This window comes from Pseudomonas arsenicoxydans (assembly GCF_900103875.1).
Taxonomy (GTDB): Bacteria; Pseudomonadota; Gammaproteobacteria; order Pseudomonadales; family Pseudomonadaceae; genus Aquipseudomonas; species Aquipseudomonas arsenicoxydans.
Genome location: NZ_LT629705.1, coordinates 370,549 through 385,743, shown reverse-complemented (window position 1 = coordinate 385,743; position 15,195 = coordinate 370,549). Strand labels below are relative to the sequence as shown.

Genomic DNA, 15,195 nt, shown 5'->3' with positions numbered 1-15,195 from the left:
TGCCTTACTGATCCAAGGTCGCCAATTCAACAAGTGTTTCTTCAAGCGTCAGAAGCTCCCGATCCACCCCCGGCAACACCGGCCGCTGCAACACAATCACCGGCACCCCGCGTTCCCGCGCCACTTCCAGTTTTGGCTCGGTCGCGGTGCTGCCGCTGTTCTTGCTGATCAGCACATCAATCTGCCGGCGTTCAAACAGCTCGCGTTCGTCATCGATCAGAAACGGTCCGCGTGCGCCGATGACTTCGCAGCGTTCGTTGGCGGGGTAAACGTCCAGGGCGCGCAAGGTCCAGAATTGCTCCGGGGGGATTTCGTGCAGGTGCTGCAACGGTTCGCGGCCGAGGGTGAACAGCGGTCGATGGAAGGGTTTCAAGGCTTCAATCAGCTCGGGCCAATCGCGGACGTCTCGCCAGTCATCGCCGACCTGTGGCTGCCAGGCGGGACGTCGTAATGCCCAGCAAGGAATGCCCGACAGCTGTGCAGCGGTCGCGGCGTTCTGGCTGATTTGTGCGGCGTAGGGATGGGTCGCGTCCAGCAGCAGATCGATCCCTTCCTCGCGAATGAATTGCGCCAGGCCTTCGGCGCCGCCATAACCGCCGACGCGTACCTGGCAGGTCAAGTCCGTTGGCACCCGTCCGACGCCGGCCAGGCTGTAGATGTGCTGCGGCCCCAGGGTGCGGGCGATGGCCAAGGCTTCGGTGACGCCGCCGAGCAACAAAATGCGCTTCATTGAAAAGCTCCCGCATGGCCGACAATCCCGCCCTGGCGATCGATGGCAAAGACTTCAACCTGGACCTGCGCCGGCACCACGCTGCGGGCAAATTCCAGCGCGTGTTGGCACACCGCATCACCGAGGGCGATGCCCGCCGCGCTGGCCATCGCCAAGGCTTGCTGGCTGGTGTTGGCCTCGCGAATTCCTTGCTGCAAGGACTCGTCGGCGCCAATCTGCGCTGCCCATTCGGCCAGTTGCGGCAGGTCGATGCTCGAATGCCGGCTGTGCAAATCCATATGCCCGGCCGCGAATTTGCTGATCTTGCCGAAGCCGCCACACAGGCTGAGCTTATCCACCGGGACTTTGCGCAGGTGCTTGAGGACGGCGCCGACAAAGTCGCCCATTTCGATCAGGGCGATTTCCGGCAAGTCGTAGACCCGGCGCATGGTGTCTTCGCTGGCGTTGCCGGTGCACGCGGCTATGTGCAGGTAGCCATTGGTCTTGGCGACGTCGATGCCTTGATGGATCGAGGCAATGTAGGCCGCGCAGGAAAATGGCCGGACGATGCCGCTGGTGCCGAGGATCGACAGCCCGCCGAGAATCCCCAGCCGCGGGTTCATGGTCTTCAGCGCAAGCGCTTCGCCGTCCTCGACGTTGACGGTGACCTCGAAACCGCCGGTGTAGCCAAGTTCTGCAGCCAGCAACGTCAGGTGATCGGTCATCATCTTGCGCGGCACCGGGTTGATCGCCGGCTCGCCGACGCCCAGCACCAGACCCGGTCGGGTGACGGTGCCGACGCCACGCCCGGCTTTGAATCGAATGCCGGGCTCAGGGCTCAGTCGCACCTGGGAATACAACAGCGCGCCGTGGGTCACGTCGGGGTCATCGCCCGCATCCTTGATCGTCCCGGCTTCGGCGCCGTTATCGATCAGGCGACAGAACTCCAGGCGCATCTGCACCTGCTTGCCCTTGGGCAAAATGATCTCTACGGCGTCAGCGCTCACCCCGGCCAGTAACAGGCGAGCCGCCGCCAGGCTGGTGGCCGTGGCGCAGCTGCCGGTGGTCAGGCCGCTGCGCAGAGGGGCAGGTTGCTCGGCGGTTTCGTCACGCATCGAAAGGCTTCGTCACATCCAGCAGGGTAATCGGCAGCGCCTGACGCCACGTGTCGAAGTCCCCCAGCGGCTGGGCCTGGGCGACGTGGATGCGGGTCAGTTCGCCGCCATGGCGTTCACGCCAGGCCATCAGGGTCACTTCGCTTTGCAGCGTGACCGCGTTGGCGATCAGCCGGCCGCCGGGTTTGAGTTGCGCCCAGCAGGTGTCGAGCACGCCCTCGCGGGTGACGCCGCCGCCGATGAAGATCGCATCCGGACGTTCGAGCCCGGCCAACGCCTGCGGCGCACTGCCGCGAATCAGTTGCAGACCGGGGACGCCAAGGGCGTCGCGGTTGTGCTCGATCAATAATTGCCGACCTTCATCGGCTTCGATGGCCAGTGCCCGGCAGGTCGGGTGTGCGCGCATCCATTCGATGCCGATCGAGCCGCTGCCGGCGCCGACATCCCATAGCAGTTCGCCGGGCACCGGTGCGAGGCGTGCCAGGGTGATGGCGCGCACGTCGCGCTTGGTCAATTGACCGTCGTGCCGGAAAGCCGAGTCGGGCAGGCCGGCCAGTCGGGACAGGCGCGGCGTCTCTGGATCGGCGATGCACTCGATGGCGATCAGGTTCAGATCGGCGACCGATGGATCGTTCCAGTCATTGGCGACGCCATCGATACGGCGTTCGTCAGCGCCGCCCAGATGTTCCAGCACGCTGAGACGGCTCGGGCCGAAACCGCGCTCCCGCAGCAGTGCCGCGACAGTGGCCGGACTCTGCGCGTCATTGCTCAGCACCAGCAAACGTACACCGCTGAACAACTGTGCGTTGAGCGCGGCGACCGGGCGCGCCACCACCGAAAGCGTCACGACGTCCTGCAACGGCCAGCCCATTCGCGCCGCCGCCAGCGAGCAGGAGGACGGTGCGGGAAGGACCTGCATTTCGTCGCTGGGCAGTTGCCGGGCGAGGCTGGCGCCGACACCGAAGAACATCGGATCGCCGCTGGCCAAGACACAGACCGGTTCCCCGCGCTGCGTCAGGACAGGGTCAAGGGAGAATGGGCTGGGCCACAGCTGCCGCGCACCGCGAATGCACACCGGCAGCAAATCCAGCTGCCGCTGCCCGCCAATGATTCGCGAAGCGCGCAGCAGGGCATGCCGGGCGTTTCTGCCCAGGCCCTTGAAGCCGTCTTCACCGATTCCCACTACTGTCAGCCACGGTGACATCTGCCGTCCTCAAAAAAAGTCCTCAAACGGACTGTTCCGACGGGCAGGCTTTTCATGCCGTCGAACAAAGCAGGCATAATACCGCGCCTTCGTCCGCGAAGCGCCTTTCCCACACAGCCGGTCGCGCCCTTGAACGAACGTCCGATGTCCACTGCCTTACGCCCCTCGGCCTGCCCGGGGTTGCTGCGTATCGTCCAGGCATTGGATGGCGGCATTTGCCGGATCAAATTGAATGGCGGCTCGATCAGTGCGGCGCAGGCCGACGCGGTGGCAGATGCCGCCGAGCGCTTTGCCGGCGGCGTGATCGAGGCGACCAACCGCGCCAACCTGCAGATTCGCGGGATCGGCAGCGAACACAGTGCCTTGATCGACAGCCTGATGGCCGCCGGACTGGGGCCAAACAGCGCCGCCGGCGACGATGTGCGCAACCTGATGCTCAGCCCGAGCGCCGGCATCGATCAGCAGATGCTGTTCGACACGCGTCCGCTGGCCGGGCAGATCCTTGCCACGCTGCAAAACCATGCACGCTTCCACGACCTAAGCGCCAAATTCGCCGTGCAACTCGACGGCGGCGAAGGTCTGGCGATGCTCGAGCATCCTCATGACCTGTGGTTGTCCGCCACCGAGCGCGACGGCGAGCGCGTCTTCGCCTTCGGGCTGGCGGGATGCCCGGCGGATCTGCCAGCGGGCGCGGTATCGCTGGAGCAGGGCCACGCGTTGGTGGTCGCGGTGCTGGAGTTGTTTCTGGAGTGCGCGCGCCCCGAGCAGACCCGTATGAGGCATTTGCTCAGCGAATGCTCGCTCGAAATATTTCTGGCTCGTCTGGCGGAGCGCGTGCCATTGAAGCCCATCGAGGGATGGCAGCGCGCAGTCAATTCCGGCGTCTTGCACATCGGCGCGCACCCGCAGCGTGATGCCGGGCGTGTCTATATCGGCGCGGTGCCGCCGTTGGGCCGGCTCAATCCCGCGATGCTCAGGGGTGTAGCGCAACTGGCGCGAGAGCGCGGCGATGGCAGTCTGCGCTTCACGCCTTGGCAAAGTCTGCTGTTGCCGGGTGTCCCTGTCGACGAGGTGTCTCAGGTTATCCACCGCCTTGAACAGCTCGGCCTGCGCTGCTCGGCCGACGATGCCCTGGCGCACCTGATTGCCTGTACTGGCTCGACCGGCTGCGGCAAAGGCCTGGCCGACACCAAGGGCGATGCCCGGCAGTTGGCGGCGTTGCTGCAAGGCCACGACAAGACCCTGGATGTGCATGTGTCCGGTTGCCAGCGTTCCTGCGCGGCGGCGCACATTGCGCCGGTCACGTTGCTGGCGGTTTCTCCCGGTCACTACGACCTCTATTTTCGCGATGCAGCGCAGCCGGGATTCGGCGCGCTGCACGCACGCAACCTTACTATTGAAGCGGTCGCGGCATTGCTCGACGCCCGCTCACGGAGCCCCCTTGATGCTTGATTACATCCGCGACGGTCAGGAGATCTATCGCAACTCCTTCGCGATCATTCGCGCCGAGGCCAACCTTGCGCGTATTCCAGCCGATCTGGAAAAACTCGCGGTGCGGGTGATCCACGCGTGCGGCATGGTCGATGCCATCGATGGTCTGCAATTTTCCGACGGCGCGGGCAAGGCCGGGCGTGATGCGCTGGCCGCTGGCGCACCGATTTTGTGTGATGCGCGGATGGTCTCCGAAGGCGTGACCCGCACGCGGTTACCCGCGAACAATCAAGTCATCTGCACCCTGCGCGACGACAGTGTCCCGCAGCTGGCCCTTGAGCTGGGCAACACCCGCTCCGCCGCCGCACTGGAACTGTGGCGTCCGCACCTGGAAGGCAGTGTGGTGGTGATCGGCAACGCACCGACCGCGCTGTTTTATCTGTTGGAAATGCTCGATGCCGGCGCACCGAAACCGGCGCTGATTCTGGGCTTCCCGGTGGGCTTCGTCGGCGCCGCCGAATCGAAAGCAGCGCTGGCGGCGGACAGTCGCGGCGTGCCGTTTGTCATCATGCAAGGCCGGCTGGGTGGCAGTGCCATGGCCGCCGCCGCCGTCAATGCCCTCGCCACGGAGATCGAATGATGCAGCAACCTGGACGCTTGATCGGCCTGGGCGTCGGCCCCGGTGACCCGGAACTGATTACCGTCAAAGCCCTGCGCCTGTTGCGCGAGTCGCCTGTAGTGGCGTATTTCGTCGCCAAGGGCAAAAAGGGCAATGCGTTCGGCATCATCGAAGCGCATTTGCAGGACGCGCAAACGCTGCTGCCACTGGTCTACCCGGTGACCACCGAGGCGTTGCCGGCGCCGCTGTCGTACGAGCAAGTGATCAGCGATTTTTACGATGCGGCCGGCGAAGAACTCGCCGCGCACCTGGACGCTGGCCGAGACGTGGCGGTGATCTGCGAAGGCGATCCGTTCTTCTATGGCTCCTACATGTACCTGCATGATCGTCTGGCCGAACGTTATGAAGCCGAAGTGGTGCCGGGTGTCTGCTCGATGCTCGGTGGCGCTTCCGTTCTGGGCGCGCCGCTGGTGTATCGCAATCAGAGCCTGTCGGTGTTGTCCGGCGTGCTGCCGCATGACGATCTCAAGTGTCGTCTGGCCGATGCCGATGCGGCGGTGATCATGAAGCTGGGGCGCAACTTTCCCAAGGTCCGCCAGGTGCTCGAAGAGCTCGGCCTGGCGCAGCGTGCGCTGTACGTCGAGCGCGCGACCATGGCCAACCAGAAAATCGTGCCGCTGGATCAGGTCGAGCCGATGTCCTCGCCTTACTTCTCGTTGATCATCGTTCCTGGCGAAAGGTGGCAAGGCTGATGTCCCGTCCAGTTCCGGCGATTGTCATTCTGGGCAATGGCAGCCTTGCCACTGCGCGCAAGATTGCGCAGGTTTATCCCGGCGCATTGATCCATGGCCTGGCCGGGCGGGTTGAAGGCGCTGACCGTGTCTATCTCGAGTTTGGCGCGACCTTGCGTGAGTTCTATCAACAGGACATCCCGATCATTGCCTTGTGCGCGGCCGGCATCGTCATTCGCACCCTGGCACCGTTGCTGCTGGAAAAAGGCGCCGAGCCAGCGGTTCTGGCCGTGGCCGAAGACGGCAGTGCCGTCGTGCCGCTGCTGGGCGGGCTGGGTGGCGTGAACGTCATGGCGCGGGAAATAGCCGCCGGGCTCGACGTCTCTGCGGCCATCACCACCAGTGGCGAATTGCGCTTTGGCACATGCCTGCTCAATCCACCGAGCGGTTATACGTTGGGTGATCTGGAACTGGGCAAGCGCTTTGTCTCGGACCTGCTGGCGGGTCAACACGTGCGCATCGAAGGTGCTGCACCGTGGCTGGCTCAAGCGCAGTTGCCTGAAGATCCCGAGGCACCGTTGTCGATCCACATCGGCAGTGCCGAGCGCGCCCCAGCGGCCAATGAATTGATGATCTACCCGCGCAGCGTGCTGGTGGCTGTGAGTGGCGACATAGCGCAGGTGCCAAGTGCCATTCGCACGGCGCTGCGGCAGGCGAACATCGCCGTGCAATCGTTGGCGTGCCTGCTGGCAAGCGAGCAGCAGATGGCCAACCCGGCGTTGCGTGAAGCGGCGCTTGAGTTGGGTGTGCCGCTGCGTTTTGCCTCGGTTGGTGGCGACGTCAGCGAACTGGCCCGCCATGCGCTGCCTGACGCAGCCATCGTTTCCCAGGGCAACGGCCTGGCGATTGCGCTGGCCAGCCAGCCGCTGGACCTGGCGCAGATCGGTCGTGCACGCGGACGTCTCGCGGTGATCGGTCTGGGCCCGGGGGCCGCCGAACTGATGGTGCCGGCGGTCAAGGCTGAACTGGCGCGTGCCAACGATGTGCTCGGTTACGAAACCTACGTGCGCATGGCCGGCCCGTTTCGTGATGATCAGGTGCTGCATTGCACCGACAATCGCGAGGAAATGCAGCGCGCTCGCCATGCTTTCGAACTGGCCGCGCAAGGGCGCTCGGTGGTGGTCGTATCGTCGGGTGATCCTGGCGTGTTTGCCATGGCCGCCGCCGTGCTTGAAGCGTTGCACGAATCGAGTGAGCCGAGCTGGCATAGCGTTGATCTGGAAATCCTTCCGGGCGTCTCTGCGTCGCTGGCGACGGCGGCCCAGGCCGGTGCGCCGTTGGGGCATGACTTCTGCGTCATGTCGCTGTCGGACAACCTCAAGCCATGGGCGATCATCGAAAAACGCCTGGACCTGGCGTCTCAGGCTGATCTGGCGCTGGCGTTCTATAACCCGATATCCCGTTCCCGCCCATGGCAACTGGGCCGTGCGCTGGAGATTGTCGCGCAGCACCGCACCGCTGAAACGCCAGTGGTATTGGGGCGGGACATCGGTCGTCCGGGGCAGACCCTGCGTGTTATCACTTTGGGGCAGTTGACCCCGGATCAGGTGGACATGCGCACCATGGTGCTGATCGGTTCTTCCACAACCTGCACCTTCCCTCGTGCCGAGGGCGGTCAGTGGGTGTATACGCCACGCTGGTACGGCGACAAGCCGGCCGGTTAAGCCGTCGCGGCCAGCTCGGCTGGCCGCTGTTCCGCCTTTGAGTGCGTAGGAATTTTCACCGCGCCTCACCGGAAGCATGCCGGGATACCCGTCGAACATTGCCATAACGCGGCTGGAAAATGCCCACGTCCACCCAGGACGCTTCCTTACTCCGACCGTCATGTTGTGAAACAACCGACGCAGCCCGTGTTGTTTGCGGTCGCGCGCACGTCGTTAATAAACATGTCAGGCCAAGATTAAAAGTTACACTTATATGTCGGATTAAGTGTAATTAATTACTCGGTTTGCGAGTTGGTTGAAGTTGTCGTGGTCGTCGTTTAGTGTTTTTACAAGTTGGCAGTGATTGTGCGGCTGGGCGAGTTTCAGTGGTAAGTGCAGTTGCGGGCTTGCTCGATCAAGCATTGTTTAATCAGCTCTTTTTCTAATTTTTCCAATCATTAACGATGGGTCGCGCTCCGATTACATATCGAGGCATTGCGCTGCGCCGCCCACTGTTTTTTATCCAGTGTTCTCAACGATGACAGGATGTGATGCGTTATGAATAACGATAACCGGATGGCGGACGGCTTTAAGGGATTTGCCGCTTTGTTTGAACTCGCTGAACTTGAAACGGCGCTCGAAGATTTCAAAGGAACGGCCGAATACGAGGCGATCGTACGGTATTACCTTGCGTGTACCCGTGACTTGGCCCCGGAGCGACAACGTGAACCCGTGGCGTTGCTCAAGGAAGCCCTGGCGTCCTTGCAGACACCGCAAGGGCGCCGTCGACGCGCCTCTGAGCTGGAGCAGCCGCCTCTCCCCAAGGGTACGCAGGCGCCGGACCTGATGGAGATCCACGACAGGGTCGAAGCCTTTCAGGACCGTTTGAACAGCCACGTCACGCTCCTTCAATCGATGCCCGTCGAAGTGCCGAAGATCCTGCATTTTGTCTGGCTGGGGGGCGGTCTGGGGGCTATTCAGCGCGACTACATCAATGTCTGGAAGCAGGTGCTGGGGCACCGGGGTTTTACTTTGAAACTCTGGTATGACAGTGACGCGATGCTCGCCCACGAAACCAACCGGATCATTATCCAGGCGGCCAAAGCGCACGCCATGAGCCAGGGAGGAGACGGGCTCGACAACCCCGAAGAGCTGGGTCGACTCTATGAAGAGCGGGCGATCGTACTCAAAACGCAGATGTTCGAGCATATCAACGAGGTGGTAAAAAAAGGCGGAGGTGCCGACGACGCGAGAATTGATCTTCTCGTGCACGCTTATGCTCAGGATGAAGTTGCGCTCAAGGCGTTGCGCGATAAAAACCTGCAAAGCATCACTATTGATGGTTTGCAACTACGGGATGTAAAAACAGAACAGTCTTCGTTTCAATTGAACGATATCTATCAGCGTGAAATCGGACTGCGGGGAAACCTGGCAGCGGCCTCTGATGTGCTGCGGGCCGAAGTGTTGTTTGCCGAAGGCGGTATTTATTCCGATGTCGATAATCTGCCGCCATTGGCCAATTCCGTTGGCGCGGTGGATATCAGTCGCTTCGATCCCAATGCGCGGCTAGGCGTTTTGCAGTTGCTGCTCAACCACAACCCGCAGTGGATGCCGGGCCGTCAGGCAAACAAGTACGCAAGTTTTCTGGAGAGTATTCCTCTTCAACATCGCGAAACCCTGGAGCGCTTTGCCAGGAACACACCTGCGTTGACCGACGTTTTTCTTGCCCCGCAAGACCAGCGTGTACGACTCGAAGGTCTGCGCGCTGTCATCGACTCCAACAGCCTCAGTAATGCATGGATGATGGCGCATGCGGAGTCGCAAATGCTGGGTGCCGTGCTCGAACGCTTCAGGATCAACTATGACTTTCTCGATGCAGTGACGCAGCGGGCCGTCCAGGACGGGGTCCCTTTGTCCGATGATCGGGCGATGGGCAAGATCGCGCGGGACGTTGCGCTGCAAACGTTCGGCCCATTGGACAGGTTGCCCGAACTTGAAGAAGTGGCTATCGAGTTCTTGATGAAGGGTGTCGTCGGCTATTTTGGTGATGGCTTGCTGCCGGACGGTGACAGCACTATCTATCTCACCGGGCCCGCAGCGGTACGCCTCGCAATGGCGGATGCCTTGCAGATGCCTTACACCGCCGGACTGGTTGAACAATGGAACGCCGAGGCGTTACTCGCCGATAGCGTCAACCGCTTTACCGAAGAGGAGCAGGACCACTCCTGGAAAGAGGCCGAGGGCAATGCTCACAAATGGCTCGCCGAGGAAAAAAAACGCTGGAAGGCCGGGGCGTTCAAGGCGCGCTACGCCGGGGATCTGGTGCAGTTGCTCGACTATCAAAGCATTGATTTCGAGGAAGGCTGGCCGGTTATCGAAGGTCGCCACGTGCTGATCACCGATGTGTTGCAGCGCCTGGCCGATCATCTCGGCAAGCCGTTCCTGGAGGCCATGCGTCAACGCCATACCGGCAGCGTGACATTCGATCGATGGGTGTCCCTGAGCTTCGATGACCGGCAACTGATCATCGCGCAGCAGGCCAGTGTGCGGCCGCCGGCTTCGCTCCCCGACCCCGACACGCGAGATCTGGCGGTGGGGGAATTGCTCAACCGGATCGCCAGGGAGTCGTTGCCTATCGGTCAGGTGAATCCGTTGCAACGCCTGATGCTGGGGGCATTGTCGGGGGCCAGGATGCTGGATAACCGAAGCTTCGACGCCGTCAGCGCCAAGCTGGAAAACCTCGCCAATACGGTGGCGGAGCTGGGGCCGTCCCTCGCTTATTCGGCGATAGAACATGCAATGTTCAATGTGCACAGCCCCGCTTTCGAGGCCGGGTTGAGCAGCGTTACCGAGCACTCGCCGAGCTTCGTTGAAACGGCTACGCAGCTCCGGCAGCAAGCGCTTGCGCAGGACCTGACGCTGTATCAATGGGGCCAGTCAGTCTCCCGGATTCAGCAAGTGGCGAAGCTTGAATACCGGACCCGGATTGTCGAACGCGCAGAGGAGGTGCTGGGCAGTTTCGACGAAGGCTATTTCAAACTGGTGCCGCAGGATTTGTTGCTTGAAGGAACCGGCGACCGCGTGGCCGGACGTTGCCTGCCCTTGGCCTTGAGCATGGCCGGTGCGATCACCAAGGGCGGTCAGGCGGGCAATACGTTGCGCGAGCGGTTTTATCTGGGCGTCATCGCCCCCAATGACAGCGATTCCAAATCCTTCTTGAGCATGCTCGAGGAGCTTCGCGGCATTCAACTCAGCGAGATCGGCATGGCGTTGCCTCGCGCTGATCTGGCCGGTGTCGTGGCACGACTGGAGGCGCAACCCACGACCTGCACCTTGATGCTCAACACTGACAGTCATGCGATGTTGGTCGCCAGAACAATCAATGGTGAGCAGAGCACCTGGCATTTTTTCGATCCGAATTTTGGCGTCTTCGAATTCGATGGAGCGGATTCGTTCAGCAAGGCGCTGACCGCTTTTTTCATCCAGCACGAAATGGCCAGGAACTACTCGGCGTCCTTCGTCGGGGGCCACCCGCAGTTTGATCTGATCGCACTCGATGGCCAGGCACTGAACCGGAAGCAGTTCCATTCCGGCCTCCCGCTTTCCAGTCTGTTTGAACCCGGGCCGCTGCCGGAGCTGATGACACCCCCGCTGCGGCAACGGTTGGCCAGCGGTCGTGGCCAATCCCTGGTGAACAATGCCGCGCTGGGGCGTTCATTGCTGGAGCTTGATGCGCAGGGGTGGGGAGCGCAGATTGCGCAGGCGACCCGCCAGTTACAGACGCAGCATCAACTGTCAGCGGATACCGTACCGTTGTTTGAAACGCTGCACGTCACGCCGACCGGCGAGTACACATTGAGTCTGGTCAATCCCAAAGCCGAACAAGCCATTACGGTTGTCAGCACCGGCGATCATCGATTCATCGGGATCAAGCAATACCTGTCCCGGGTGTTCGAAACCCTGGGCGGCCGCCAGCCCGTCAACGAGGTTGATCCCACGGAGGCCGGCAGCGTCCACACTCTCAACGCCGGTTTTACCGTTCAAGCCTTGATGAACGCGTTGCGTCATCACGAAGGCGCCGCCAGCGAAGAGAACAATGCCCTGACCACGGCCATTCGCCTGCATGCCTATGTGAACCATGCCCAGTTGGTGCATGGCAATGTGGTGGATGTGTTGGGTGTTATCCAACTGGTCCGGCAGGCGCTGAACGACGAGAAGATTATTGCTCGAACCAGTGCTCCGTTAGTGCGCGGGGCGCTGGGGCATATCGGCAATGAAGGGGTGGGAACCGTGCTGGGGTTGGTGAATGTCGGGTTCGATATCTATCAGTTGAACCACGCGGCCAATGACATTCAAAAGGCGCAGTTTGGCACTCAGTTGGCCTTCGATTCCGCCAGCGCGGCACTGGCTGCCGCGGGCATTGGCGCCGGTCTGGTTGGGGCCGGTACGGCTGCGGCGGTGTTGGGCGGCGTGAGTGTCATTCTGGGCGGTCTGGCCGTGGGCGTTGCCGCGCTGGCCGAAGGGTTCGCCGCCATCGCAGAAGAAGCCAAACAGGTCGGGCTGTTTTTTGACCGCCTCGAAAAAGCTTACCGACAGGGCGGCTATCACCTGGACGGAGCCTCCAATACCTGGATCGCTCATCCACTGCCGGGATTCGCCGAACTGGACCTGCGCGCATCGACCGTGCGCTTCGACAGCCCGAGATTATTCCCGTTACGTGACCACCTGGGTGTCCCGGATTTCGATGTCGATTATGAGCGCGCCATCAATATCCGTCAGGGGCTTGGACTGCCCGGCACGGCTGCGTTCAAGCCACTGGCCGGCCAGACGATCGTGCTGCCCTGCACGCCCAAAACCTGGTATGGCTACGATTACACGTTGTTGCCTTTTGTCACGACCCGCCATGACGCCGGGTTTGATACGGCGCGTCGCCTGGAGCAGAAAGACAGCGATGGTCGATTGCAGTTTCTGTTTTCGTTTTATTCGTTTCCCGGCGAATACGTGATCAGTCGGCTGAACCCGGTCTACAAACCCACCGTGTTCAACGTCCGCCTCGACCGCCTCGACCGCACGTTGGTGGTGCCAGTGCTGCCCAAGGTGTGGCACGACCTGATTACCTACCGTATCGAAGGTGCCGGCGCCCAGTGCTCCGTCCTGCTCAACCCCGGGGTCAGCCTGGAGCTCGATGCGCCGGGTAATGGCGTCATGCGCTGGGTGATTGAGGCCCGCTGGCTCGACGAAGAGGCTCTCCAGATAACACATGCCGACCGATTCTCGGTCGGCATGGTCGACGTCAAGCTGACGGGGACCGCCCGGCGCGAAGTGCTGTTCAACCTGGCGGGCAACAAGGTGATGCGACTGGACCAGAACACCCTGCAATTGGTGTTGATCGAGGAAGAAGCCGACGTCACGCTTGATGAGCAGGCATTACTCGATCACTTCAAGATGCTGGCTCAAGCGCACAGGCTGGCGATGCCTTACACCCCGGTCCACGGGTTTGTCGTTCCCTTTGAAAAGCCGGACGAGCCCAGGACTGTCGTGGCTTTTTACGACGCGGTTCAGGATCGTTTTCTGTATATCCGTAACAACGACGTGTTGCTGGCCGACGAGGTAATGCTGGGCACCGTCGTGCAGGGCTGCGCCTACTTCTATCATCCCCAGGGTTATGAAATCTGGCAGGTCGACGCGACCACCGGCACGCTCATCCAGCGCTATCGCTTGTGGGTGACCAATGCCGATACACAGATCACCGGCGTTACTCTCCTGGCCAGCGGTGCCATTCAGATCGTCCAGAAGGTGTCGCGCCAGGACGGCACTCATGATGAACTTGTCTTTCTGATTCACGAGCAGAGGGCGTTGCTGTGCTCCATCACCCGCAACCTCGACCCTGCGTTAGCGAGATTGTTGGCGGGGGATACGCTGGCTGACTGGACGCCAATCCTGGGCGACTTTGTGCCGCCCAAGGCCAGCCATACGGTTGATTGGCAATTTGCGGCTTTGGTCTCTGTTTGCTGGCTGATTGAGGCCGATGTACGGGATCTGGTGTGGGTTCGCGACAGGGATCGCAGGATCATTCGCGCACCTGCCCGTGGGCACCGCGCACGAGGGTGGCCGGATTCGATCAAGACGCTGGATGACCTGGTGCTGATTGCCCCTGCCGGCGCCGATGCCGACGTGATGGTCATCTTTGATAAGACCCACCGCACTCTGGTGCGCCAGCAATGGTCAGTGGCAGGTGATCGCGGGCAATGGGTCAACATGCACATCGCGCCAACGGGGTTGAAGGAGGTGATTGCCCTTGATTCGGGTTATGTCGCCCTCACCGATACCGGACTGTTTTTTAATCTGAACGAACAAGGTCATCTGCAGTTCGGCGGGCTGGCCGACGTCTGGTTCCGGGATCGCCCGCAGTGGTGGTCGGCATTGCCCGGCATTGCGGTGCAGTACCCGGTCTCACGCTTTGCACTGTTGGGTTTGAGCAGCACCCCAGGCAACGCGAAGCTGTGCGCCTGGTATGTGGGCGATCGGCTCCTGCTCTCGAGCCTGGGCCATGGAAAACCGGTGCGATTGCTCAATGTCACCCCGGATGGGCAGGCTGTCTGGTTGTTTGATCTTTCAACGGGAGGCGTGTATCGGCAGGACTTCATCGACGTCGCGGTTCTGGATAAGGCGTTCGCCGAGGGTTCGCAACAGGTGTCCGCGACGACAGTGCCGGCAGCGCAGCAGGAGTGGGATTCGTGGCGCTTTGCCGAGGTGACGGTCGACGGCGCGGGCCTGCGGGCAACAACGCCTGAAGGCATCGAGCTGGCCTTGGATTATCGGGAGCCGGCGTTGGTTACCGGCGTCGACAGTCATTGGGTTGCCAGCCGTAACGGTGACTTGAGCGAGGCCTTGCTGGCGCTGGCGAACGAGCAGCGATGCGCCCCTTTTCTAACCGTTGCAGCGCCCGACAGCCACCAATGGTTCGTGGTTAAAACCGGGCGATTGATCAGCGTCCCGAATATCGACTTGAGCTCAGCCTACGAGTTGATAGGCACTCAGAAGCAAACCAGTGTGCTGCTGCATGAACGGCCAGAAGGACGCTTGAGCAGCTATCCGCAAAAGGGCCATGCCGGGCCGCTCGACTATGTCCAGCGAACGGCCGAAGTGCAGGTCATCGACGCTCCGGCGAGAAGTCAGGACCTGCTGCCGTTGCTTGCCGATGATGTCAGCATCCTGGTCCTCAGGATGGGACAAGGAGAAGTCGCGAGTCGGCTCACCCAGGCGATCTGGTTGAAACTTGAATCGGTGATTGTCGATTGCCGCTATGCATTGGGCCAGCCGCCTTTGATTCCAGGCAAGTTGATCTGGGATATCAAGGTCGCCGATCAGTTATGGGCGAGCCTGGTGGATGAGCACTTGGTGATTGTCGATGCGGACAGCGGGCACAGTTTGATATTCCGGGATGTGCACGGCGGCGATGTGAGTGGGCGTGGCGATGTGTTTCTTTCTATGGAGGGGTATGTATCTTGCGCGGTATCTACTCTGGTCGCCGCGCTGGTGGTGCAAAAGGATGACTCGCAGAGTATCGCGCTGAAACAACTCTTGTCGTTGAGCCGTGCGCCGTCGATGCCGGCGCTTTCAGCGCTGGCTTGAAGGTGCGGATGTAGGCTCCTTTCCACCAAGATGTGAAAACGCCCCTAT

At 61.6% G+C, this 15,195-nt stretch carries 8 protein-coding genes; 5 read left to right on the top strand and 3 right to left on the bottom strand.

The features are described from left to right. Window positions 1-4 precede the first annotated feature (4 nt). The 3 genes from BLQ41_RS01725 to cbiE are packed head-to-tail and all read right to left on the bottom strand — an operon-like array spanning window position 5 to window position 3,028. Complete coding sequence (locus BLQ41_RS01725; protein ID WP_090176090.1) at window positions 5-730, bottom strand: cobalt-precorrin-6A reductase; 726 nt, start codon at window positions 728-730, stop codon at window positions 5-7. Further along, entirely contained in the window at window positions 727-1,824 is a 1,098-nt protein-coding gene (locus BLQ41_RS01720) for a cobalt-precorrin-5B (C(1))-methyltransferase (protein ID WP_090176087.1), read from the bottom strand. The genes BLQ41_RS01725 and BLQ41_RS01720 overlap by 4 nt, the downstream gene beginning before the upstream one ends. After that, entirely contained in the window at window positions 1,817-3,028 is a 1,212-nt protein-coding gene (cbiE, locus tag BLQ41_RS01715) for a precorrin-6y C5,15-methyltransferase (decarboxylating) subunit CbiE (protein WP_090176084.1), read from the bottom strand. The genes BLQ41_RS01720 and cbiE overlap by 8 nt, the downstream gene beginning before the upstream one ends. A gap of 144 nt (window positions 3,029-3,172) precedes the next feature. Between cbiE and cobG the strand changes: the two genes are divergently transcribed. From cobG to BLQ41_RS01690, 5 genes are all read left to right on the top strand, one after another. Continuing rightward, window positions 3,173-4,480, top strand: coding sequence for a precorrin-3B synthase (gene cobG, locus BLQ41_RS01710; protein ID WP_331715178.1), 1,308 nt, complete (start codon window positions 3,173-3,175; stop codon window positions 4,478-4,480). Next, window positions 4,473-5,099, top strand: a complete 627-nt coding sequence (locus BLQ41_RS01705; RefSeq protein ID WP_090176078.1) for a precorrin-8X methylmutase — start codon at window positions 4,473-4,475, stop codon at window positions 5,097-5,099. Before cobG ends, BLQ41_RS01705 begins: the two co-directional genes overlap by 8 nt. Then, entirely contained in the window at window positions 5,099-5,830 is a 732-nt protein-coding gene (locus BLQ41_RS01700; protein WP_090188333.1) for a precorrin-2 C(20)-methyltransferase, read from the top strand. Before BLQ41_RS01705 ends, BLQ41_RS01700 begins: the two co-directional genes overlap by 1 nt. Continuing rightward, the gene (cobJ, locus tag BLQ41_RS01695) at window positions 5,830-7,533 is read left to right on the top strand and encodes a precorrin-3B C(17)-methyltransferase (protein ID WP_090176076.1); all 1,704 of its coding nucleotides are present in this window, start codon (window positions 5,830-5,832) and stop codon (window positions 7,531-7,533) included. The genes BLQ41_RS01700 and cobJ overlap by 1 nt, the downstream gene beginning before the upstream one ends. 537 nt (window positions 7,534-8,070) lie before the next feature. Next, window positions 8,071-15,147: a TcdA/TcdB pore-forming domain-containing protein gene (locus BLQ41_RS01690; protein WP_090176073.1), complete on the top strand. Its 7,077-nt coding sequence runs from the start codon at window positions 8,071-8,073 to the stop codon at window positions 15,145-15,147. Window positions 15,148-15,195 lie beyond the last annotated feature (48 nt).

What these genes read in the sequence shown, in the direction of transcription:
- BLQ41_RS01725 (WP_090176090.1), bottom strand. Translation starts at nt 730, where the DNA reads ATGAAGCGCATTTTGTTGCTCGGCGGCGTCACCGAAGCCTTGGCCATC.
- BLQ41_RS01720 (WP_090176087.1), bottom strand. Translation starts at nt 1,824, where the DNA reads ATGCGTGACGAAACCGCCGAGCAACCTGCCCCTCTGCGCAGCGGCCTG.
- cbiE (WP_090176084.1), bottom strand. Translation starts at nt 3,028, where the DNA reads ATGTCACCGTGGCTGACAGTAGTGGGAATCGGTGAAGACGGCTTCAAG.
- cobG (WP_331715178.1), top strand. Translation starts at nt 3,173, where the DNA reads ATGTCCACTGCCTTACGCCCCTCGGCCTGCCCGGGGTTGCTGCGTATC.
- BLQ41_RS01705 (WP_090176078.1), top strand. Translation starts at nt 4,473, where the DNA reads ATGCTTGATTACATCCGCGACGGTCAGGAGATCTATCGCAACTCCTTC.
- BLQ41_RS01700 (WP_090188333.1), top strand. Translation starts at nt 5,099, where the DNA reads ATGCAGCAACCTGGACGCTTGATCGGCCTGGGCGTCGGCCCCGGTGAC.
- cobJ (WP_090176076.1), top strand. Translation starts at nt 5,830, where the DNA reads ATGTCCCGTCCAGTTCCGGCGATTGTCATTCTGGGCAATGGCAGCCTT.
- BLQ41_RS01690 (WP_090176073.1), top strand. Translation starts at nt 8,071, where the DNA reads ATGAATAACGATAACCGGATGGCGGACGGCTTTAAGGGATTTGCCGCT.